The organism is Arthrobacter silvisoli (assembly GCF_003369445.1).
Taxonomy (GTDB): Bacteria; Actinomycetota; Actinomycetes; order Actinomycetales; family Micrococcaceae; genus Arthrobacter; species Arthrobacter silvisoli.
Window position 1 is genome coordinate 133811 of sequence record NZ_QRCU01000037.1, and the last position, 22443, is coordinate 156253.

General features: G+C 65.5%; 20 protein-coding genes and 1 pseudogene. 4 read left to right on the top strand and 17 right to left on the bottom strand.

The window, feature by feature from the left end; translation table 11 throughout:
* The first annotated feature begins 36 nt into the window (after positions 1-36).
* A complete protein-coding gene (locus DWV11_RS10200) occupies positions 37-1704 on the top strand; it encodes a glycoside hydrolase family 5 protein (RefSeq protein WP_115788761.1) in 1668 nt (555 codons plus the stop codon).
* 145 nt (positions 1705-1849) lie between these two features.
* On the opposite strand, the gene ftsY is transcribed toward DWV11_RS10200, so the two are convergent.
* The 15 genes and pseudogenes from ftsY to DWV11_RS10275 all read right to left on the bottom strand — a co-directional run bounded on the left by ftsY (position 1850) and on the right by DWV11_RS10275 (position 18755).
* Complete coding sequence (ftsY, locus tag DWV11_RS10205) at positions 1850-3061, bottom strand: signal recognition particle-docking protein FtsY (protein ID WP_115788762.1); 1212 nt, start codon at positions 3059-3061, stop codon at positions 1850-1852.
* A 45-nt stretch (positions 3062-3106) separates the two neighbouring features.
* The gene (smc, locus tag DWV11_RS10210) at positions 3107-6718 is read right to left on the bottom strand and encodes a chromosome segregation protein SMC (protein WP_210725717.1); all 3612 of its coding nucleotides are present in this window, start codon (positions 6716-6718) and stop codon (positions 3107-3109) included.
* Positions 6719-6831: 113 nt separating this feature from the next.
* Entirely contained in the window at positions 6832-7284 is a 453-nt protein-coding gene (locus tag DWV11_RS10215) for a hypothetical protein (protein WP_115788763.1), read from the bottom strand.
* Positions 7285-7345: 61 nt separating this feature from the next.
* A pseudogene (locus DWV11_RS20390) lies at positions 7346-7510 on the bottom strand (bifunctional DNA-formamidopyrimidine glycosylase/DNA-(apurinic or apyrimidinic site) lyase); the annotation flags it as partial.
* A 219-nt stretch (positions 7511-7729) separates the two neighbouring features.
* Positions 7730-8071 (bottom strand): hypothetical protein, encoded by a 342-nt coding sequence (locus tag DWV11_RS10225; protein ID WP_115788764.1) that lies wholly within the window; start codon positions 8069-8071, stop codon positions 7730-7732.
* 471 nt (positions 8072-8542) lie between these two features.
* Complete coding sequence (ptsP, locus tag DWV11_RS10230; protein ID WP_115788765.1) at positions 8543-10258, bottom strand: phosphoenolpyruvate--protein phosphotransferase; 1716 nt, start codon at positions 10256-10258, stop codon at positions 8543-8545.
* 73 nt (positions 10259-10331) lie between these two features.
* A complete protein-coding gene (locus tag DWV11_RS10235; RefSeq protein WP_115788766.1) occupies positions 10332-11195 on the bottom strand; it encodes a PRD domain-containing protein in 864 nt (287 codons plus the stop codon).
* Positions 11196-11271: 76 nt separating this feature from the next.
* Positions 11272-12690, bottom strand: coding sequence for a glycoside hydrolase family 1 protein (locus DWV11_RS10240; protein ID WP_115788767.1), 1419 nt, complete (start codon positions 12688-12690; stop codon positions 11272-11274).
* An 18-nt stretch (positions 12691-12708) separates the two neighbouring features.
* Complete coding sequence (locus tag DWV11_RS10245) at positions 12709-14640, bottom strand: beta-glucoside-specific PTS transporter subunit IIABC (RefSeq protein WP_115788768.1); 1932 nt, start codon at positions 14638-14640, stop codon at positions 12709-12711.
* Between the two features lie 18 nt (positions 14641-14658).
* Positions 14659-14934 (bottom strand): HPr family phosphocarrier protein, encoded by a 276-nt coding sequence (locus tag DWV11_RS10250; protein ID WP_115788769.1) that lies wholly within the window; start codon positions 14932-14934, stop codon positions 14659-14661.
* A gap of 235 nt (positions 14935-15169) precedes the next feature.
* Complete coding sequence (locus DWV11_RS10255; RefSeq protein ID WP_115788770.1) at positions 15170-15541, bottom strand: DUF2255 family protein; 372 nt, start codon at positions 15539-15541, stop codon at positions 15170-15172.
* A gap of 17 nt (positions 15542-15558) precedes the next feature.
* Positions 15559-16416, bottom strand: a complete 858-nt coding sequence (locus tag DWV11_RS10260; protein WP_115788771.1) for an aldo/keto reductase — start codon at positions 16414-16416, stop codon at positions 15559-15561.
* The gene (locus DWV11_RS10265) at positions 16413-16847 is read right to left on the bottom strand and encodes a cupin domain-containing protein (RefSeq protein ID WP_115788772.1); all 435 of its coding nucleotides are present in this window, start codon (positions 16845-16847) and stop codon (positions 16413-16415) included. Before DWV11_RS10265 ends, DWV11_RS10260 begins: the two co-directional genes overlap by 4 nt.
* Before the next feature lie 22 nt (positions 16848-16869).
* Entirely contained in the window at positions 16870-17856 is a 987-nt protein-coding gene (locus DWV11_RS10270; RefSeq protein ID WP_115788773.1) for an aldo/keto reductase, read from the bottom strand.
* Between the two features lie 2 nt (positions 17857-17858).
* Complete coding sequence (locus DWV11_RS10275; RefSeq protein WP_115788774.1) at positions 17859-18755, bottom strand: helix-turn-helix transcriptional regulator; 897 nt, start codon at positions 18753-18755, stop codon at positions 17859-17861.
* A gap of 132 nt (positions 18756-18887) precedes the next feature.
* Here DWV11_RS10275 and DWV11_RS10280 point away from each other — a divergent pair, with 132 nt between their 5' ends.
* The 3 genes from DWV11_RS10280 (at position 18888) to DWV11_RS10290 (ending at position 21050) form a co-directional block, all read left to right on the top strand.
* Positions 18888-19223 (top strand): carboxymuconolactone decarboxylase family protein, encoded by a 336-nt coding sequence (locus tag DWV11_RS10280; protein WP_115788775.1) that lies wholly within the window; start codon positions 18888-18890, stop codon positions 19221-19223.
* Positions 19224-19303: 80 nt separating this feature from the next.
* Entirely contained in the window at positions 19304-20143 is an 840-nt protein-coding gene (locus tag DWV11_RS10285) for a shikimate dehydrogenase family protein (protein ID WP_115788776.1), read from the top strand.
* Between the two features lie 103 nt (positions 20144-20246).
* The gene (locus tag DWV11_RS10290; protein ID WP_245953541.1) at positions 20247-21050 is read left to right on the top strand and encodes an MBL fold metallo-hydrolase; all 804 of its coding nucleotides are present in this window, start codon (positions 20247-20249) and stop codon (positions 21048-21050) included.
* A 71-nt stretch (positions 21051-21121) separates the two neighbouring features.
* On the opposite strand, the gene DWV11_RS20245 is transcribed toward DWV11_RS10290, so the two are convergent.
* Both DWV11_RS20245 and mutM read right to left on the bottom strand, forming a co-directional pair.
* Positions 21122-21424 carry a substrate-binding domain-containing protein gene (locus DWV11_RS20245; protein ID WP_210725718.1) on the bottom strand — a complete coding sequence of 101 codons (303 nt, stop codon included), beginning with the start codon at positions 21422-21424 and terminating at the stop codon, positions 21122-21124.
* Between the two features lie 92 nt (positions 21425-21516).
* Positions 21517-22440 carry a bifunctional DNA-formamidopyrimidine glycosylase/DNA-(apurinic or apyrimidinic site) lyase gene (gene mutM / locus DWV11_RS10300; RefSeq protein ID WP_115788778.1) on the bottom strand — a complete coding sequence of 308 codons (924 nt, stop codon included), beginning with the start codon at positions 22438-22440 and terminating at the stop codon, positions 21517-21519.
* Positions 22441-22443 lie beyond the last annotated feature (3 nt).

Here is a 22443-nt window from a genome sequence, read left to right on the forward strand (position 1 = left end):
AAGGACCAATCCCACCCTTCCCGGAGGTACTTCACCGTGGCCACCCCTGACCACCTGCCCAGCGGCGGTCAACCCGCCGACCGACGACCACGACGCGCCAAGGCACGCAAGGGCAAAGTAGTCGCCCTGGTCGCCACGGGCGCCCTGGTGGCCGGGGCGGCGATCGCCGTGCCGTTCGTCCTGAATGCCCAGCAGCCTGGCGCCCCAAGCGGAGCCGTAGTGCCGAGCCCGGCACCGAAGTTCACGAAGCAGCCGGGCCTGAGCTACTACAAGCAACCCGGGCCGCAGGCCTCGGCGACCCGCCCGGTGGCCCCCTTGACCGTCAACATCTCGGACGCGGAGCTTGGCACCTCGATCGACGAAGGCGCAGTGGGGCTCTCCCTTGAAGCCACGGACCTCGCCGATCCCGGCCTCAGCTCAGCCAACGCCGATCTCGTGGCGACCCTCAAGGGGCTGGGCAAGCCGCTGCTGCGCTTCGGCGGGAACGCCGTGGACCGGCGCTTCTTCTGGACCTCCTCCGGCGAAGCCATGCCCGCCGACAGGCAGGGCGACAAGGCACACCCCGCGCGGACGGTGACGCCCCAGGACCTTGAACGCGTCAAGACCCTCGTGGACGCCATCGACGGCACGGTAAACCTCACCGTGGACCTCGGCCACTACGATCCCGCCCGCGCGGCCGACATGAGCCGGCACGCGGCCCGGATCTTCGGCAAGCGGCTGGTGGGCCTGACGATCGGCAACGAACCGAACGGCTACCCCAACAACGGCCTGCGCCCCGGAACCTGGGGCATCCCCGATTACCTCAACGAGCTCAAGGCCTACGCCGAGGCGATCAACCCGGCGGCACCCGGTGTGCCCATCATCGGCCCCGGCACCTATTCCGAAGCCTGGTGGAAAGCTTTCGCCGCCAATCCCCTGCCGCAGCAGCGCATCGTGTCCTTCCACTACTACCCGCTCTCCAGCTGCTCCGGCAGCGAGCCCGGGGACGAGCCGACCATGGCGAACCTGATGAGCGACTACATGCATCCCCGGGTGCGGGACTACGACCGCAGGGCGATGCAGCCCGCGACGGCCGCCGGCCTGCCGACCTGGCTCACGGAGACCGGCCCGTCCGCCTGCCCGGGGACCAACCCGACCACCAAGAACCACGCTTCGGCCCTCTGGTACAGCGAATTCGCGATGAACGGACTCCAGCAGGGCATCAAGCGCCTCGGTTTCCACAGTTCGCTGATCACCTGCGTCGGCGGCCCGCCGCTCTCGCCCATCTGCTCAGGCGGCACGTACCTGCAGCCTGATGGCGCGATCGAGGAGAACCCGAGCTACTTCGGCCTGGCCATGGTCTCGGACGTGGGAACCGGCAGATTCCTGAAGCTGGAGCAGTCCGGCGGCGGGCTGAGCTACGCCTATGCAGTCAAGGGCGGGGACGGCAGCACCAGCGTGTACATCGCCAACAAGAACGACCCGCAGAAGGACGGCCAGGTCACGGTCACGCTCAGCCTGCCCGGAAAGCCCAAGGCCGGAACCATGACGCAGATGGCCGGCCCCGGTTACACCGCGGCGGGTGCCACGGTGATCGACGGCAGGAAGGCGCTCCCGGTGGCCGGCAGCAAGCGGCCCATGGTCATGGATTTCGTCCAGGGTTCCAGCGTGCAGAAGTTCCCGCTGACCTCCGGAACCATTACAGTGCTGCACTTCACGTACTGAATCCGGCGCATAAAGCCCGGAGCACACAAAAACCCGGCCGCCCGCAGGATCATTCTGCGGGCGGCCGGGCTTTTCTTCTTCAGTGTTCCCGCCCCCCGGGGGCGTGCGGCTAGTCGAGCAGGGCGCGCCCCCCGGGGGCGTGCGGCTAGTCGAGCAGGGCGTCCACGAATGTCTCGGCCTCGAACGGCGCGAGGTCGTCGGGACCCTCGCCCAGGCCCACGAGCTTGACCGGCACCCCGAGGGCCTTCTGGATCGCGACGACGATGCCGCCCTTCGCGGTGCCGTCCAGCTTGGTGAGGACGATGCCGGTGATGTTGACCACCTCGGCGAAGACCTTCGCCTGGTTCATGCCGTTCTGGCCCGTGGTGGCGTCCAGGACAAGCAGGACCTCGTCCACTTCGGCGAGCTTTTCGATGACGCGCTTGACCTTGCCGAGTTCGTCCATCAGGCCCACCTTGTTCTGCAGGCGGCCCGCGGTGTCGACCATGACCACGTCGACTTCCTGTTCGATACCGGCTTTCACCGACTCGAAGGCGACGGAGGCAGGATCGGCGCCGTCGACGTCGGACTTCACGGTGGGGACGCCGACGCGCTTGCCCCAGGTGGCCAACTGCTCGGCCGCGGCGGCACGGAAGGTGTCCGCCGCGCCGAGGATCACGTCCTTGTCCTCGGCGACCAGCACGCGGGCAAGCTTGCCCACCGTGGTGGTCTTGCCGACGCCGTTGACGCCCACCACAATCATGACGGCGGGGTGGCCGTTCTTGCGTTCGACCTTCAGGCTGCGGTCCATGGTCGGATCGACGAGCTTGATGAGTTCCTCGCGCAGCAGCGCCTTGACGTGTTCCGGGCTGCGGGTGCCCAGCACTTTGACGCGCTCACGGAGGGCATCCACCAGTTCCATGGTGGGTTCGGTGCCGAGGTCGGCAAGAAGCAGGGTCTCCTCGACCTCGTCCCAGACGTCCTCGTCGATCTTGTCGCCGGCCAGCAGGGCCAGCAGGCCCTTGCCGAGAATGTTGTTGGACTTGACCAGGCGGGCGCGGAGCCGCTGGAGCCGGCCTTCCACCGGGGCGGGTGTCTCGACCTGCACGGTTTCGAGCCCGGCGGGCTCTTCCGTGAGGTCCACCTCGGGAGCCTCGGCTGCATCGACGACGCCGGCCGGAGCCTTCCGTTCGTCGACGGCACGGTCGCGCTCTTCCACCAGGGTTCCGCTGGCACGCGGGGTTGCCGGGTCGTTGGCGTCGCGCGTTCCAGGGTACTTGGCGGCGGATTTCCGCGCCTTCAGGAGCACCGGGATCAGCCCGCCGATGACCACCAGGGCAGCGGCTATGGACAGGATAACGGGGAGGAGATCGTTCACTCCCCTAGCTTCTCACAGCCCGATGACGTCCCCCGCCGAAACCGGTTACACCTCGGCGTCGATGCGCTGGCTGATGACGGTGGACACCCCGTCGCCGCGCATGGTCACCCCGTACAGCGCGTCCGCTACTTCCATGGTGCGTTTCTGGTGGGTGATCACGATCAGCTGGCTGGATTCGCGCAGTTCCTCGAAGATCGTGATGAGCCGGCCCAGGTTGGTGTCGTCCAGGGCAGCTTCCACTTCGTCCATGACGTAGAACGGCGAGGGCCGGGCCTTGAAGATCGCCACGAGCAGGGCCACGGCGGTCAGCGAGCGTTCGCCGCCGGAGAGCAGGGACAGCCGCTTGATCTTCTTCCCGGCGGGCCGGGCTTCCACCTCGATGCCGGTGGTGAGCATGTCGTCCGGCTCGGTCAGCACCAGCCGGCCCTCCCCACCGGGGAACAGGCGGGCGAAGACGTGGTCGAACTGCTTGGACGTGTCGGCGAAGGCTTCGGAGAACACCTGCTCCACCCGCTTGTCCACCTCTTTGATGATGTCCAGCAGATCCTTGCGGCTCGCTTTCAGGTCTTCGAGCTGGGTGCTGAGGAACTGGTGGCGCTCTTCGAGCGCGGCGAATTCCTCCAGGGCAAGGGGGTTGACCTTGCCCAGGGCGGCGAGCTCGCGTTCGGCTTTGCGCAGCCGCTTCTCCTGCTCTTCGCGGACGAAGGGCTTTCCAGCGGGGACAGGTGTGCCGTCCTCGTCCACCTCGGCGCGCAGTTCGGCCCATTTGTCCTTGCCATCGGCAGGCAGCGGTACGGGCTGGTCCGGGCCGTAGTCCGCCACGAGCTGTTCCGGGGACAGCCCGAGTTCTTCGACGGAGCGTGCTTCGAGGGCCTCGATGCGCAGCCGCTGCTGGGCCCGGGCAAGTTCGTCGCGGTGCACCGAATCGGTCAGGCCGGCCAGTTCCCTGGCCAGCTCGTCGTTGCTGCTGCGCAGCCCGGCGAGTTCCTTGTCCCGTTCCTCCTTGACGGCTTCAGCCTGGTCCCGGGCGTCAGCGGCGAGTTCCACGGAGACGTCGATAAAGCGCACGGCGTGTTCCACGGCGCGTGCCACGGAGGCGGCCCGGGCGGCCTGGGCCTTGCGGCGCTCGGCCCGGCGGGCGGCTTCCTCACGGGCACGGCGTTCGGTGGCTGCCGCGCGTTCGAGCGACGCCGCCCGGTTGGCGGTGGCGTTGAGCTGTTCCTCGGCACTGCGCAGCCCCAGGCGCACCTCCATCTCGTGGGCCCGGGCGTTACTGGCAGCTGCTGCGAGGGCATCCCGCTGTTCGGTGGACGGTTCGTCTTCCTCCGGGGCTTCCTGGGCCGCGGCGAGGCGCTCTGCCGCGGCCTCGAGTGCCTCTTCGGCGACGGCGATGTTCAGCTCGGCCTTCGCAAGCGAGTCGGCGAGGCGGTCGCTTTCAGCGACGGCGCTGCGCAGCTGGGAGTTCAGGTGCCCGAGCCGTTCAGCGACGGCCGCGAGCCGGGCGTCGGAGTCATGCAGCTTGTCAAGGGCGGCGTCGGTGCGTACTTGTGCCTCACCGCGGCGGGCTTCGGCGGCCGCCAGGGAGAAGCGGCCCCGTTCGAGCCCGGCGGTGAGGGCGGCGAGGCGGCTTTCGGCGTCGTCGACGGCGGCCTGCACCTCAAGCAGCGACGGCGCGTCCGCGGAACCACCGCTGACAGTCAGTGCCGTAAAGACGTCGCCGGCGCGGGTCACCGCGGTCAGCCCGGGGTGGCGGGCGATCAGTTCCGCTGCGGCATCCAGGCCCTCAACGACGGCGGTGCCCGCCAGCAGGGCCGCCGCAACCGAGGCGTCCGCGCTGCCGTTGTTCGCACCGGCACCACTGCTCGCACGGATCAGCGCGGTGGCCCAGCGGGCGCCCTCCGGCAAGACGGGAAGCTGCCCGGCGTCCGGCTGTGCTGCTGCGCCGCCGTCCGCGAGCAGCAGCGACACCCTGCCGCCGTCGTCGTCCTTCAGGAGCTGCACCGCGGCCTTCGCGGCGTCGGAACCGGACACCACCACCGCGTCCGAATGGTTGCCGAGGGCTGCGGCGACGGCGGTCTCGTAGCCGGGTTCGACTGCAAGCATGTCGGACAGCGCGCCGAGCACGCCTTCGGCGCCGGAGGAGAGCACGCGGCCGGAGCCGTCCTTGCGGTTCAGGCCGAGCTGGAGGGCGTCGCGGCGGGCCGTGAGCGCGTCCCGTTCGCGGAGTTGTTCGCGCTCGGTGTTCCTGAGCATTTCGATCTCGGCCTCGATGCCGTCCAGGAGCGCGGTGGCCTCCTCGTACTCGGCGTCCAGGCTCTCCTCGCCGTCCTCCACCCCGGCCACCTGGGACTCGAGGGCGGTGAATTCCTGCTGCGCCAGGCGGCGGCGCTCCTCCCCCGCGGACATGGATTCGCGCAGGCGGCCGCGTTCGGCCTCGGCGGCCTCGACCTTGGACCGTGCCGCACCGAGCTGCCCGACGAGCCGGGCAATGCCTTCGCGGCGGTCGGCGGCGGCACGCAGCACGGCGGTCAGCCGCTTGTCCTCGGCGGCCGCCAGCTCCTCGGCTTCCTGGCGCGAGCGGCCGGCCCGCTCCAAGGCTGCGTTGCGGGCGACGATGTCCTGATCCAAGGCGGACTGTTCTTCCCGGACCCGTGCCGCCTGACGTTCGAGCTGTTCCGGGTCGCGCCCGGAATCGGGCACGGAATCGGAGCTGCCGAGCAGGCGGCGCCGTTCGGCGGCGAGGGATCCGAGTGCACGGAGCCGCTCGCGGGAGGCGGAAAGCTGGTACCAGGAATCCCGGGCCGCGTTCAGGCGGGGGGTGGCTTCGGCGGCGAGCCGCTCCACCTCGGCCTGGCGCTGCCGGCCGGCTCCGAGTTCCAGTTCCACCGCTTCGCGGCGTTCCTTCAGGGCGGCTTCGGTGGCGACGTCCTCTTCCAGGGTTTCGTTCAAGCGGACGAGTTCGTCGGCGAGCAGGCGGGCTTTCGCGTCGCGGACCTCGAACTGCACGGTCTGGGCCCGGCGGGCCACCTCGGCCTGCTTGCCGAGGGGCGTCAGCTGCCGGCGGATTTCGGCCGTGAGGTCGCCCAGCCGCTGCAGATTGGACTGCATGGCCTCAAGCTTCCGGACGGTTTTTTCCTTGCGGCGGCGGTGCTTGAGGATGCCGGCGGCCTCTTCGATGAAGCCGCGGCGGTCCTCCGGGGTGGCGTGCAGCACCCGGTCCAGCTGGCCTTGGCCGACGATCACGTGCATTTCGCGGCCCAGGCCGGAATCGGACAGCAGTTCCTGGATGTCCAGAAGGCGGCAGGGCGAGCCGTTGATGGCGTACTCGGAGCCGCCGGCCCGGAACAGGGTGCGGGAAATAGTGACTTCGCTGTACTCGATGGGCAACGCGCCGTCGGTGTTGTCGATGGTGAGCGAGACGTGGGCGCGGCCCAGTGGCGGGCGCCCCGCCGTTCCGGCGAAGATGACGTCTTCCATCTTGCCGCCGCGCAGGGTCTTGGCGCCCTGCTCACCCATCACCCAGGCGAGGGCGTCCACCACATTGGACTTGCCGGAACCATTGGGACCAACCACCGCAGTGACGCCGGGTTCGAAGTCGAACGTCGTGGCCGACGCGAACGACTTGAATCCCCGGACAGTCAGACTTTTCAAATGCAAGGTGGTTCGGAACTCCTCCAGTGGCAGCGTGTACTTCCAAATCTACTGCCCGACGCCGACAATCACCGGATTTGGGCGGGTCCAGAGGGGTTCCGGGCGGCCTCGTTCCCGGTTCAGGTTCGCGGGCGGCCGCCCGCGCCGGTGCCGCCGAGCAGCTGCTGGGCCTTGTTTTCAAGCCCGTCGTCGACGGCGTCGAAAATGATCGAGGCGAGCCAGACCACCACGGCGGCGAGCACCCAGCCGACCGTCCCGTTGATGCTGAAGCCGCCGGCGAACAGCGTGGTGAACCACAGTACGCCGAAGCTCAAGGCGAGCCCCGCCGCCCCCACCAGCACCTTCCGGGCGGCCTTCGATCGTCCCGGCAGCCCGCCGTCGGGCCGTTGGGCGTCCAGGCGCCGGAAAACGGCGGAGGCGGCCCCGCGCAGCAGAAGGCTGGCCGTGGTGAAGAGCAGCACCACCCAAAGGAAGCCGTCGCCGAGCCGGACGCCGGGCAGGATGGCGGCCGCCCAGAGCGTAATGGCGTTGAACACGAAGGCGATGGCCGTCCGGATGGCCCAGGCTTTCATGCCCACAGTCTGCCACTGGAGACGGTGCCGCGGAACGGAGGTGTCGGAGGGAATCGAACTGCTACCAGCGGCCGTTGCGTGGCCGGGGCTGGCATACCGGGCAGGTGTGCGAGGAACGGTTCATGAATTGCTCACGCTTGATCACGCCCGCCAGCCCTGCTTCGGCGCAGCGCCGGCAAGGCTGCCCCGTCCTGCCGTAGGCGTCAAGCGAGCGGGCGAAGTAGCCGCCCTATTTACGTTTGTGACATTGATGTTGAGGAGAGCTCCCGAGGCGGCGTTTTCCCTGGACAGGACCGAGTACCGATCAAGAAAACGCCAGCGTGACGCACACCGCCCGCACATCAGAGTACGGCCTCCGGACTTCAACTCGGCAACTCCTCGGTCGAAAGAACAGTCAGTCATCCGCAAGCACGGACACGAATCAATCGAGGTCGACACTTCCACCCTACGACGACGATCCGGCTTCGCCTCCCCTACGTCGCTTGGCGTCTCGTTCAAGCAGGTGCTCCGTGAGCACCTGAGCGATGGCTGTCACCTGGTCACGCGTCAACGGCGGAGCGGCTTCTCGGATCTTCCGGACGTGCTCGTCATGTACAGCCGTGCCGAACGCGTAGTCGAGGTCGGACACTCGGATCAGGGTCTTGATGACCGGGCGTCCGTCGCGGCCTCTCACTTTCTCGGTGCGTGCAGGAAGGCTGCTCCGCCATATTCGCCGCCAGATGCTCTTTTTGCTGCAGCTGTGGCGCGCCGCCGCCGCGGCGACGTCGATCCATTCTTCTTGGTGCATCGGTCTCCTTCAGATCTACAGAGCATCCAGTGAACAACTCGAATGCTGTTGTAACCCCGGCGACTCCGCAGTCCATGGATCCTTCGTCGGCGTACTGGAATCGTTTCACCGTATGCCCCGCCCGCAACCTGCCCGGTCACGGGGCCCTAAACGTGTACACTCGGCGTCATGCTTGGTGCGGAGAGGTCTGACATTGCCCAGCACCAAGTATGGGAAAAGGAGCAGGCCATTAAGGCAATCAGAAACTTCGTCACGCGGATGAAGGCGGAGTAGACCATACCAGAGCTGCCTGGCATCGTCGGTGACAAGGTGAATTACGTCGGAAACAAGGCCCCACTGTGGAAGCTGCCACGTTTGCTGCAGTCCATCCGGTTTTCCACCTACTCCATGACTCCCCTACTGGGTGCCTTCGACGGCACACCGAATCCTTCGTCGCGCCACACCTGCAATTCGCGGCGACAAGAGGGCACGTTACAGTCCGAGGTCGTCCAGCACGGGCAGATGTTCTCGTACGATGCTACGGGAGGTGGCCGCGCTCGGGGCTGCAAGTGCAAGGGCGGCAAGCTGCTGGGCCCGGGCCAGCGTAACGGTCTTCAGCACGGCCGCAACGGCTGACAGGGCCCGGGGGCTCATGGACAACGTGGTGACGCCCAAGCCGATGAGCACGGCGGCAAGGGCGGGGTCTGCTGCTGCTTCACCGCAGACACCGACGGGTTTCGCGGTCGCGGTCGCCGCTGCCGCGGTTGCGGCACCATCGGCTGTGAGCTTGACGAGGTGCAGCACCGCCGGTTGCCAAGGGTCGTTCAACGTCGCCAGGGGTCCGAGCTGCCGGTCGGCGGCCATGGCGTACTGGGTGAGGTCGTTGGTGCCGAGCGAGGCGAAGGAAACTTCGGACAGGACCGCCGCGGCGGTGAGCGCTGCCGAGGGGACCTCGACCATCACGCCGGGGGTCTTCAGCCCGGCCTCTGCACAGAGCGCGGCGAAGCGGGAGGCTTCCGCGGCGGTGGAGATCATGGGGGCCATGACCCACACCTCGGCCTCATGCTCCGCTTCGGCAGCCGCAATCGCGTGGAGCTGGCGTTCGAGGACACCAGGGCTGGTGAGGTCGGTACGGTAGCCGCGGACACCCAGGGCGGGGTTGGGCTCGTCGGCGTTGGTCAGGAACGGCAGGGGCTTGTCCGCGCCGGCGTCCAGGGTGCGGACGACGACCTTCTTGTTCGGGAACGCGGCGAACACGGCACCGTACGCGGCGATCTGTTCCTCGACGGTGGGTTCGGTGTCGCGATCCAGGAAGCAGAACTCGGTGCGCAGCAGCCCGACGCCCTCTGCGCCTGCGTCTGCGGCCTTGACGGCGTCCGTGCCGGTGCCCACGTTCGCCAGCAGCGGGACCCGGTAGCCGTCAGCCAGGGCATTGTCACCGGTGAACGCGGCCAGGGTGGAGGCCTGGGTGGCCCACGCCTTCGCCGCGACCCGCAGTTCCTCCGACGGTTCGGTAGTGATGGTGCCGGCAGCGCCGTCCACGTACACCTCGGTCCCGTCCGCGATGTCGTCCACGCCGGGGGCGGCGACGACGGCGGGCAGGCCCAGGGCCCGGGCCAGGATCGCGGTGTGCGACTGGGGCCCGCCGCCGGAGGTGATCAGGGCGATGACCTTGGCCGGGTCAAGGGTGGCGGTATCGGCCGGGGCGAGGTCCTCTGCGGCCAGGATGAACGGCCCCTCCGAGGACGGGATGCCCGGGGCCGGGAGCCCGCGCAGTTCGGCCACGATCCGGGCACGTACGTCCAGGACGTCCGCCACCCGTTCGGCCATGTACCCGCCCAGGCCCTTCAGCGTCTCGGCCACCGTGGCGGCGGCTTCCCAGACGGCGCGCTCGGCCGTCCGGGCACCGCCCGGGGCCTCCGGTGAAAGGAGCTTGACCGCGGACTTGATCAGCATCGGGTCGGCGGCCATCAACGCGGTGGCCTCCAACACCTCCTTGCCTTCACGCGCCGCGGTCGCGGCGCGGGAACGCAGCTCGGCCTGGACGGCCTTCGCTGCGTCCTTCACGCGGGCCGCCTGCGACTCGACGGTCACATCCGTGGGGATGTTCACGTTCGCGTGTGGTTCCTGCACGGGCTTGGGCATCTGCCGCACCGGACCCAACACCCGGCCCGGAGCAACACCAACACCACTGAAATTTTCCTGCATTATGGTCCTTTCAAAACCGAAAAAGTCCCTTGTTGCGGGAGGCTCATACCGAGCCTCGATACCCAGGGAAGAACTATTCTTTTGCCGCCGCCTGCTCCGCTTCCACGTCCGCGACGAGGCGGCTGACGTGGAGGCCGAGGTAGGCGACCTCATCCCGGGTCAGCGCCGTTGAGAGCTTCATTTCGAGCAGATACTGGATTTTCGCCGCGCATCCGACCCCGGCCGCATGCGTCTTTGCAATGGCATCAGCAAGAGTCGAGCTGTCTTCGGTGATCTGCCGCCCTGATGCCACCCTGCTGAACAGGTAACGCAGATGTGTGACGAAACGCGCCGCATTCATGGACTGCTGATCGACTGTGATCGCGAACGTCTGATCGATGATTCCGAAGGTGTGGGTGATGATCTCTGTCATCTGGAAGGTCCGGCTCATCCCGGGCGCAGCGAACTGGGCATTCACAAAATGCAAAGCCAGCGCGACGGCCTCATCCGCTTCGATCTGCACTCCGAGCGCCTGGCGGGCAATCTCTACCGCTTCGCGCCCGGTGGCAAGTTCCTGGGGATAGAGCTGGGAGACTTCCCACGCGAGGGGGAATTCGGCAGGAATCGCCTCTTGAATCCGCTGTACTGCGAAGTGCAGGTGGTCCGCCAGGGGCAGGATGAGGCTTTGGCCAACACGAATGCCGAGGCGGTCCCGTGCCAGATCCGCGATGCGTCCAGCTGCCCTGATGTATTCCAGCGGAATATCTGCCAGGAACTGCGAGAGTCGGTCTTCGCTGCTTCCTTCACTGGCAACGAAGACCTGGTCGATCGCGGATTTTGCCAAAATGTCGCCTGGTTTTCGACCGTGGCCCAAGCCCCGTCCGATCGCGACGAATTCTCGGTTTTCGTCGTCGGTGGCGATAACCGAATTGTTGTTGAGGACACGCTTAACGCGCACCTGGTGTCCTTCCGTTGTCGGGTTTCAATGTCGCTTGCGGCGGGCTCACCCCGGATGCCCGCCGCAAGCTGCGGTCCTATGGATTCAGGGTAGAACCGTTGCTGCTGATCAGTTCCTGGTACCAGAAGAAACTATCCTTCTTTACCCGTGCGAGTTCGCGCAGCTCGTCCTCGGTCCGGTCCACAAAGACAAATCCGTACCTCTTCGAGATGCCTTGGTGGGTGGAGATCAGATCGATAGCGGTCCACGGGCAATAGCCGAAAATTCCCACACCGTCGCTGATGGCCAGATGAATCTGCTCGATGTGGCGGCGCAAATAGTCGATCCGGTAGTCATCGTGGACCCGTCCGTCGACGAGCTCATCGAATGCTCCCAGACCGTTCTCCGTGATGATCAGCGGCAATCGGTAGCGGTCCCAAAGCCGGCGCATCGTGGTGCGCAGCCCCACGGGATCGATCTCCCAGCCGAAGGCGTTGGTCGGAAGGTGCTCGTTCTTTACGGCCCGGTAGAAACCCACTTCGCCGCGGACGATCTGTTGGTCCCCTCCGCGAAGCTGGAGATCACTGGAGTCGCCCGTGGACGCGCCGACCGTCTGGGTCGAGTAGTAGTTGAACGCGATGAAGTCCGGCCGTCCGGCCTCAAGGACCTCAAGGTCGCCGTCGAGAATCTCCGGTTCCCATCCCCGTTCGCTCAGGTACCCCCAGGCGAGGGGGTGGTAGCTGCCGCGGACCGCGAGGTCCAGGTATAGGAGGTTGCGCACAGCGTCCCAGTCATCGGCAGCGATGACGTCTTCGGGCGAACACGTCGCGGGATACACAGAGACGATGTTCGGCGCGGGGCCGATTTTGGCTTCGGGCAGCAGATCGTGGCACAGTGCCATCGCCCGCGCCTGGGCGAGGAACATGTGGTGGTTCTGCTGGTAGATCACCTTTTCCGGCGCGTCGCCGCTGCGCCCGGTGGTGCCGATGGCCCGACCGTGCAGGATCATCATGTTCTGTTCGTTGATGGTCAGCCAGTAGCGCACCTTGGATCCGTACTCGTCAAAGAGGATCCGCGCGTACCGGACAAAGGCATCGATCGTGCTGCGCTCGGACCAGCCGCCGCGGTCGTCGAGCGCTGCGGGCAGGTCGAAGTGGTACATCGTGACGATCGGTTCGATGCCTTTGGCCAGCAGCTCGTCGATCAGGCGGTGGTAGAAGGCGACACCGGCTTCGTTGACTTGGCCGTCGCCGTCGGGAATGATCCGCGTCCAGGCGATCGAGAACCGGTAGGCCTTGAGTCCGAGCTCGGAGAAGAGCTCGACGTCTTCGGCGTAACGGTGGTAATGGTCCGAAGCGACGGTGAAATCGGTGACGCCTTCGGGGCGGTGCATGCTGGTATCGATGACGGACGGGCCCTTGCCGTCCTCATTCCACGCGCCTTCCACCTGGTAGGCGGACGTTGAGGCTCCCCACAGGAAGTCCGAAGGGAAGTCCTTGAGTGTCTTGAATTTCATGGATGGTCCTTTTGCGGGTCAGCGGACGACGTCGAGGACGGGCTCACCGGAGCCGACCTGACCGCTCGCGGCGGCGGTCACGGCGTCGAACTTGTCGTGGTTGGTGACCACCATGATCACGGTGGTGGGGTGACCGGCGGCGCGGATCGCGTCCAGGTCTGCCGTGACAAGGTGCTGGCCGGCCTCGATCCGGGCACCGCGCTGAACTGCGTCGGTGAAACCGTGACCGTCCATGGTCACCGTGTCAATGCCGACGTGCACGAGGACCTCAACGCCATCGTCCGTGCGGATTCCAAAGGCATGTCCGGTGGCCATGGCGACCATGACCGTTCCCGCACACGGTGCCACAATCGCGCCGTTCGCAGGCTCGACGGCGATCCCGGGTCCCATCGTCTCGGCCGAGAAGACCGGGTCTCCGACTTCGCTGAGGGGAACGACGACGCCGGCAACCGGCGCGTTCAGTTCGGTCACCCCGGCACGGACCAGGGTGGCGGTGCCCGTCCCGCCGTTTCGGAGGCTGGCGGTGGTGGGCAGGCTGTCGTAGTCCACGACAAAGCCCTCTTCAGGGGTTGCCGGCTTTTCGTACTTGAGGGAAAGCGCGAAGGTCAGCACGGCTGTGACGATGGCCCCGATCACCAAGGCGATGACGATGTTGATCAGGTGCTGGAGGGTGTTGTCACCGATGTAGAGCAGGACCGCGGGAAGGCCGGAGGATCCCGTGGCGAAACGGCTGGTCTGGGTCAGGCCGGCGTACAAGCCCGCGCAGCCACCGCCGATCATGGCGGCAATCAGTGGGTACCGCTTCGGGAGCAAGACACCGTACAGAGCAGGCTCGGTGATTCCCATCAGCGCGGTGATTGAGCCGGCGGAAGCGATTTGCTTGAGCTTGCGTTCTTTGGTGCGAAGGGCAACGACAAGGGTTGCGACGCCGACGGAGATGTTGGAGACGAGGGCACCGGGTCCGAAGATGTTTTCCCGGCCGGTCTGGGCGAGCTGGACGATGCCAAGCGGGGCGACGCCGTTGTGGAGGCCGAACATCACCATGACGGGCAGGGAGGCACCGATCAGGACTGCGGGAGCCCATGCGGCGTGGGTGCTGAGGAATCCGAAGAACAGGCCGAGCCAGCCGCCGATGATGCTTCCGATGGGGCCTAGGACTGTCATCGCCAAGGTTCCCACGACGAGGAAGGTAATCATTGGGACGAAGACCAGCTTCACTGCGGCCGGAATGATCCGGTCCAGCAGCTTCTCAACCCTCGCCTGGACGAGGACCACCAGGATGATCGGGATGACTGAGCCCGCGTACGACGCAAGTGGAAGTGGAATGACTTCGAACAGGTGGACCGGCTTTCCCTCCTGGACAAGCGCGAGCCAGTTCGGATGCATCATGATTCCGGCGACCCCGGCGGCAAGGATCGGGTTGCTCTTGAGCTTGTTGGCAGCCGAGAACGCGATCAGCATCGGCATGAAGTAGAACACCGCGTCGGCGATGAAGTTGATGATCACATAGCTTTGCGACTGGCGGGTAATGACGTTGAAGACCACCAGCAAGGCAAGAAAGGCCTTGACCATGCCGGCTCCTGAGAGCGCCGGGATGAGGGGCTGGAAGGCACCTGCGACGAAGTCAATGACCGTCGAAACGATGCCCCTTTTCTCGCTTGTTCCATCCTCCTCCGTCTCCGTTACCCTGTGTCCGCTGGCAGCGAGCTGCTGCTCGACCTCTTCGTACACGTCCTTGACGTGCATTCCGACGACCACCTGGAAAACGCCGGCGTTGACGAGAGTCTTGGCCACTCCCTCAACAGCAGCAAGTTTTTCCTGGTCGGCTTTGCCGTTGTCCCGCAGTTCGAAGCGAAGACGGGTCTGGCAGTGGTAGACCGTGGCAATATTGTCCGGGCCGCCGACCAGATCGATGATGTTGCCTGCGAGTGAGGCGTATTGCTTGCTCATGGTTGCTCTTTCTTGTGATCAGGCGTCGTGGTCGGTCTCGAGGATGCGGGACAGCGCATCCAGCGCTGCCTCTGCGTCCGGGCCTTCGGCCCTGAGGACTACGCGATCTCCGTGGTGGATGCCTAGGCTCATCAAGGCGAGAATGCTGGAGGCGTCGACTGCGTCAGCCACGGGTGCGTCCTGGGCCGCGATTGTGATGTCGAGGCCGGTTCCTCGTGCGGCTTCGGTGAATACCGCGGCCGGGCGGGCATGCAGGCCTACCCTGCTTGCAATGGTTGCGATGCGTTCAGCCATCGTGGGGTGCTCCTTTGGACCATAAAGCGGGCTGAGACGTTTTTTGGGCATAAAAAAAGACCCAAGCAATGACGCGATCAGCGTCAGAGCTTGAGTCTTGCCTCGTTCGAAACGAGTTACATGCTCAGGTCTCAGCAGAAAAAATCTACTTCGATAGTAAAGCATGCAAGGTGATGCAGGTCAACACTGACTGTGATCCGGCTTACCTCGGCAATCCTTGCTTGGCCCCGGCGTCTTAGCGGGGGTCGACGCGCACCGTCGCCGCGCGGGTGCGGTTCGAGAGCATCGGCGGCAGGTAGGGGCTGCCTCCGTACTTCTCTGAGTAGGCATCGTCGATCCGGTCGTTGATTCCACCCTCAACAGCTGTGAACGACACCTCGATGTCGAGGCCGCCCGCGCGGACGCGTCCGGCCCGCTGCGCCATTGCGGATCGGTGCCAGCGCGACGCCGTTCCGTTGTAAGCGCGCACGTACACGTTCCCGTCCACGACCACCGACCAGATCCAGGTGGGCGTGCCGGGCGTGATGCCGTCGGCACGGTACGGGGAGATGTGGAAATCGTCGGTCGTGCCGATGTTCTCGAGCTGTTCCGGAGTCAAGGCGTTCATGTCATGGTCCTCTCTCTTCATTTGCCGCTGTAGACGGGGAATCTGCTGTGTTCGCCGTAGTCCTGCGCCGTCATGTTCAATAGGGCGTCCATGTCCGGCTCGGAGATCTCGAAGTTGACCTGGGCGTTGGTGCGCATGTGCTCGGGATTCGCCGTCTTCGGCAGGGACACGGTGCCCAGCTGCAGGGTGTAGCGGATGCACAGCTGCGGCACGGACACGCCGTACTTTTCCGCCACCGCCTGTACCTCGGCGTTCTTCAAGATCCCGCCATGGGCGATCGGCGAGTACGCCTGGACAAGGATCCCCCTGTCCTCGCAGTAGGAAAGAAGATCCGCGGGGGTGTTGCCTGCGTGGACGAGGAGCTGGTTGACGTGCGGGACGACGGCCGCACCCGCCAGGATGTTCTCCAGGTCCTGCTGCTGGAAGTTGGACACGCCGATGGAGCGAATATTGCCGGCTTGATACGCATCCTCGAGCGCGCGCCAGGCTTGGCGGTTGCCATCGGCGTAGTCGCCGCCGCGGAAGTCGCCCCAGGGCTGCGGGCTGTGGATGAGCATCAGGTCGATATAGTCCAGGCCCATGGTCGCCAGGGACCCGTCGATCGCGGCCACCGCGTTGTCGTAGTCTTTGATCTCCGCGGCAAGTTTGGTGGAGACGAACAGCTCGTCACGGGCGACCCGGGACGTGCGCACGCCTTCGCCGACGCCGCGTTCGTTGCCGTAGGCCTGGGCGGTGTCGATGTTGCGGTAGCCGATCTCGATCGCGGCCGTCACCGCGTCGGCCACTTTGTCGTCGTCGATGAACCACGTGCCAAGCCCCAGCTTCGGGATCCCGATGCCGTTGGCCAAGGTGTAGTTCTCGTTCAAGATGCTCATGCGTTCTCTCCGTTCTTCGGCAGCGCGCCGTACACCTCGTCGGTGACAGGCTCGAGCCATTCATTGCAGACGTCCTCGCCTGGGGTGATGAAGGCGACGTGGGAGAACCACGAATCAGCCTTCGCCCCATGCCAATGCTTCGTGCCGGCCGGCACGCGGATCACCGTTCCCGGCTCAAGGCTGACGGGGTCTTCGCCCTCCGCTTGGTACCAGCCGCTGCCAGCTGTGCACATCAGGATCTGGTCGCCTCCACCATCGGTGCCGTGGTGGATGTGCCAGTTGTTGCGGCATCCCGGCTCAAAGGAGACGTTGTTGACCGGAACGCTCCCCGACGCGAGCGGGGCCAGGTAGCTCTGGCCGATGAAGTACTGCGCGTAGGCGTCGTTCGGTGCTCCGAGCGGGAAGATCTGGTCGAATTTGTTTCCAGTCATTGTCCTTTTCCTGCTGCTGCGATCAGCGGTTGACGTAGTTCATGTGCTCGGCGTTGTAGCGGTCTCCGCTGACGCCGATGCGCTGGGCAAGGCTGTCGAGATCGGCGCGCTCGTCCGCGGAGAGGGCGAGCTGGGTGGCTGCCGCGTTTTCGCGGATGCGCTCGGTGCGTCGGGTGCCGGGAATCGGCACGATCCACGGCTGCTGGGCGAGCAACCAAGCCAGGGCGATCTGGCCCGGCGTCGCGCCCTTCGACTCGCCGAGGCTCTTCACATGGTCGACGAGCTTCTGGTTCGCGACGAGGTTGTCAGCTTGAAAGCGCGGAACACGGTTCCGGATGTCGCCCTCGGCGAACGTCGCGGCTGTGTCAATGGTGCCGGTGAGGAAGCCCTTGCCGAGCGGGCTGAACGGCACGAACCCGATGCCCAGCTCGGCCAGAGTCGGCAGCACCTCCGCCTCGGGATCCCGCGTCCAGAGCGAGTACTCGCTCTGCACCGCGGTGACCGGGTGCACGCCGTGAGCGCGGCGGATCGTGGCGGCTGAGGCCTCGGAGAGACCGAAATGCTTCACCTTGCCCTGGGCGATCAACTCGCCCACGGTGCCGGCGACGTCCTCGATCGGCACCTCGGGGTCCACGCGGTGCTGATAGAACAAGTCGATCGCGTCTGTGCGGAGCCGTTTCAGCGATTCCTCGGCGACGCGGCGGATCTGCTCGGGCCTGCTGTTAAGGCCGACCATCTTGCCGTTCCGGATGTCCCAACCGAACTTGGTGGCAATCACCACCTTCTCGCGGATCGGCTCGAGTGCCTCACCGACGAGCTCCTCGTTGACGTACGGCCCGTACACCTCCGCGGTATCGAAAAACGTCACGCCCTCATCGACGGCCGAGCGCAGCACGGAGATCATCTGGGCGCGGTCACCGGGGTTGGGTCCGTAGCTCTGGGACATACCCATCGCGCCGAGCCCGATCGCGGAAACTTCAAGGCCTTGGCCAAGTGTTCTGATATGCATGATCAGTCCTTCGTAGTAGTGGTGTCGTCAAGCACGGGGCGCGACTGCTGCGCGGTCGCGGTGGCGGCGAGGCTCGCCAACAGCTGAAGCCGTTGTTCGCTCGGCGAACCTGGCTCGGCGGTGTAGATCAAGAATGAAAGCCCTGGCTCGGCGGTCAGTTCCAGACCTTCGTAAGTGAGGGTCAAGTCACCGACCTCATGATGGTGAAAGGTCTTCGTACCCGAGCCGTGGCGGCGGACGTTATGTGCACCCCACCGCGTGCGGAACGCATCACTGAGGGTGGAGAGTTCACCGACGAGGTCGTGCAGCTGCCTGTCACGAGGATCATGGCCGGCCTCTGTGCGCAGAATCGCGACGGTGACGTCGGCGGCTGCCTCCCACTCCGGGTAGAAGGACTTGGCACGCTCATCGAGGAAGCAGAACCGGGCGAGGTTCCCCTGACCGGGCCCTTCGAAGACCTCATCGTAGAACGCACGGCCCAGGGCGTTGGTTGCCAGAATGTCCATCCGTCCGTTGCGTACGAACGCCGGGCCGTTCACGATGACCTCCAGCGCACGAGTCAGGCTCTCCCTCGCCACCCACGTCTTCGGCTTGCGCCGCCGGACGGGCTGCGCGCCACCGTTTGCAGCCCGCGCGAGATCAAAAAGGTGCTCACGCTCGGCATCGTCCATTTGGAGGGCACGGGCTACGGATTCCAGCACAGAGTCGGAGACCCCCACGAGGTTGCCTCGTTCGATCTTGGCGTAATACTCCGGGCTCACATCAGCGAGCATCGCGACCTCGCCCCGCCTCAAGCCCGCCACGCGACGGTGTCCCGAGACGGCCAGCCCGGCCTGCTCGGGGCTGATGTTCGCCCGACGGGACATCAGGAATTCCCGTGCTTCGTCCCTGGTGTTCATGCAGACAACGCTAATTCGGCCAATCCTTGGGAGGGAGTCTCCACTGGTACACCCTTCGCTGGAGACTCCCTCCCCTACCGGCGTGGCGATGGAATAGAGGCATCCGAGCAACTACGACGAAGGTGAAAGATCATGAGTAACGAAAAGCAGAGCACCGGCTGGAGCGGCGGAAAGAACGCTTTCGGCGACTTCGCCCCTGGAATAGTCCATTACACCGACAAGGTCCTATTTGATGAGGTCTGGGAACGCGAGGACCTGTCCAAGCGCGATCGCAGCCTGATCACCGTCGCTGCGCTGACGTCCCTGGGCAAGATGGACCAGTTGAAATTCCATCTCGGTTTCGCCCGCCAGAACGGCGTCAGCGACGAGGAACTGAAGGAAGCCCTGCTGCACCTGTCCTTTTACGCCGGCTGGCCCAACGGGATGGGCGCAACGGCGGCGCTGAAGAACGTCATCGAAGACGCCTGACACCGGGTTCTAGAACCACTCGATGTGGTGGGAAACCCCCACGGCATCGGGCGGGCACCGGCCTTACGGAAGGACAAAGAATGTCATCGCAGAAACCGCTCGGAACAGCAGAGACACCGCCCTCTCTCAGCGGGGCCACCCGCTTGTTCCCCATCATCGGAGACCCCGTCGCACATGTGCAGTCCCCCATATGGCTCACGCGGACCTTTACCGAGCGCGGCCACAACGGGATCTGCGTACCGATGCAAGTACAAGGAGGCACACTCGATGCCGTCATGGCCGGACTGACGGAGACGCGGAACGTCGACGGGATCCTGGTCACGATGCCACACAAGAACGCCGCTTTCACTTATTGCTCCACCAGCACCGACCGTGCGAGTCACTCCGGCGTCGTCAGCGTCATGCGCCGCAACCCGGACGGCACCTGGCATGGGGACATGCTCGACGGCCTTGCCTTCGTCAAGGCCCAACTGGACCATGGCGCGACCATCCACGGCGCACGGGCACTGCTGATCGGTACCGGCAGTGCGGGCAGGGCCATAGCAATCGCACTCATCGAAGCAGGAGTACGAGAGATCGTGGTCCACGACGCCGACCTCTCGCGCGTGAGCAGTTTGCTGGACCTGCTGGAGGCGATGGATTCTGGCCGGGCGAGTGCCGGGACGGCAGACCCAACTGGCTTCGACCTGGTCTTCAACGCGACTCCTCTCGGGATGGAAGACAAAGACCCGTTGCCGGTGGATCGCTCATTGCTGACCTCCTCAATGTTCGTCGGCGACGTCGTCTCCGGACACGGCACTACACCTCTCATCGCTGCCGCCCGTTCCCTTGGCTGCGGAACTGCCGCCGGTGTGCACATGGTTGAGGCCGTGCAAGATCTTATGGCTGATTTCATGCTGGGTCGCCGAAGTGAACAGTGACCGCTCCCATTGCACCGCAGAATAGATCTAAGGAGACATGATGAACCATTCGCACCCACCGCTCCGGCGCAGCCCCCGCGGGCAGGCAATGGCCCCGACAACTATGCCAATTCGTGCCGAGGCCTTCGATGACCCACACGGCACAGTCCTTTACTGGCTCGGCATGGCGGGATACTTGATCAATGCACGGGGGACGCTGATTATGGTCGACCCGCTGCTCCAGGACTTTGACATGCCAGTGCTCATCGACTTCCCGCTCCAGGCGGCAGACGTCCCCCGACTCGATGGGATCCTGGTCACTCACGCGGACAATGACCACTTCAGCGTGCCGACATGTACGGCCTTGAATGAAGTCACTCAGCAGTTCCACTCGACCCGCTACGTCGCCGATCTGATGCAGGAACTGGGCATGCCCGCCAACGGCCACGGCATCGGCGATGCCTTCTCCGTCGGTGGGGTCCAGGTCACGGTCACGCCGGCCGACCACGCCTGGCAGAATGCCGCGCCCCAGCCCGGGCAGCGCACCTTCCATGATGAAGACTCGTGTGGCTTCTGGGTCGAGACCCTCGACGGCGTGATCTGGGCACCAGGGGATTCACGGCTGATCCGCGAACACCATCTGACCATGCCGGCCCCGGACGCATTGCTTTTCGACTTCTCGGACAGCGAGTGGCACTTCACCTTCGACGGCGCGGTCGAGATGGCCAATGCCTACCCCGACGCGGACCTGCTCCTGCACCACTGGGGCAGCGTAGATTCTCCCGAGTTCGCCCCGTTCAACGCCGACCCAGCCACGCTCCGGGACGTCGTGGTCAACCCCGACCGCATCCGTGTACTCGCACCGGGCGAGCCCTTCCGACTGGGCGGCACATCCGCGAAGGCGCGACGCAAGCAGCGGTTGATGTAGCTAAAATGAGCGGCCGTGACGGCGGCCGCAGCCATTGTCGTGCTCGTCGGTTTTCTTCCCGAGCTGAGGTGTCAGAGGACCCTGACGGATTCCCGTTCAACGAGCTGGGTAGCAAGCACGGTTCCTTCGGTCTTCCCCGGTCCTCCCTCGATCCGGTCCAGGAGCATCGAAACCGCCGCGGCTACCTTGGCTAGGATGTCCTGGGCGATCGTGGTGAGCTGCGGGCTCGTGTATTTGCTGATATCCCGGTTGTCGAATCCGACGACCGAGACATCCTCGGGGACCTCAGACCAGCAGACTGCAAACCGCTCATCAGGGCCGGCCGCGAGAAGGTCCGCCCAGGCGAAACCAGAGCACGTCAACGACGAAGGCACTCGCAATACATTGATGTGCTGCGGATCGAGGCAATCACACCACGACCGAGGGCCGCAGGCCACTCTTGGTCGCGTTTGAGACGAAGACTCAGCTAGCGTTTTCGCTGGCAAACCGGGCAAAAATGGCTCGACCGGTTCATGAACCGCTCGCGCACGATGGGGGTTCCGCAGCGCTTGCACGGGTGCCCGGCAAGCCGATAGACACTTAGACTTCGGGAAAACCAACCGGAGTCGCCGTTGACATTCACGTACAAGGAGTCGAAGCTGGTGCCGCCGGCGGCCAGGGCATCAGTCATGACTTCGCGCGCCGCGTCGACCACCCTCAGGGCATCGGCCCTCCGCAGGGTGTCGGTGGCGCGGGCGTAGTGCAGCCGGGCCCGCCACAGGGCTTCGTCGGCGTAGATGTTACCGATGCCGGAGATGATTCCCTGGTCCAGGAGGGCACGCTTGAGGCCGGTCCTGCGGGACTTGAGCTTCCGGTAGAAATCTTCGAAGGAGAAATGCGGGTCCAGCGGGTCCCTGGCGATGTGCGCGGCCTCCCCGGCAATCTCGGGAAGGGGTGCCTCCGCCAAGCCGCCGGGGCCGCCGTCGGCCGTGGGTACCAGCGAGGTGACGAACAGTCCGCCGAAGATCCGCTGGTCCACGAAGCGCAGCTGTTCGGGCATGCCGTCCGCTTCGCTGAGCCGGAGCCGGACCTTGAGGTGCTTTTCGTCCGGAACCTGCGGGTCCTGCATGAGGAGCTGGCCGCTCATGCCCAAGTGCGCCATCAGCGCAACGCCGGTGCCCGGCTCGTGTACGGGGGTGCCCGCCATGGCGAGCGGCATCCACAGGAACTTTCCGCGGCGGACGACGTCCAGCACCGTGGCCTGTTCGAGGTTTCCGGCGAAATCTTCCGGGCCCAGGGCGTGGCGGCGGATGGAACGGGGATCGAGGACGTCCACGGAGGTGATGGTACGGCCGCGCACCCAGCGGGCCAGGCCGCGGCGGACCACCTCGACTTCGGGCAGTTCAGGCACGGG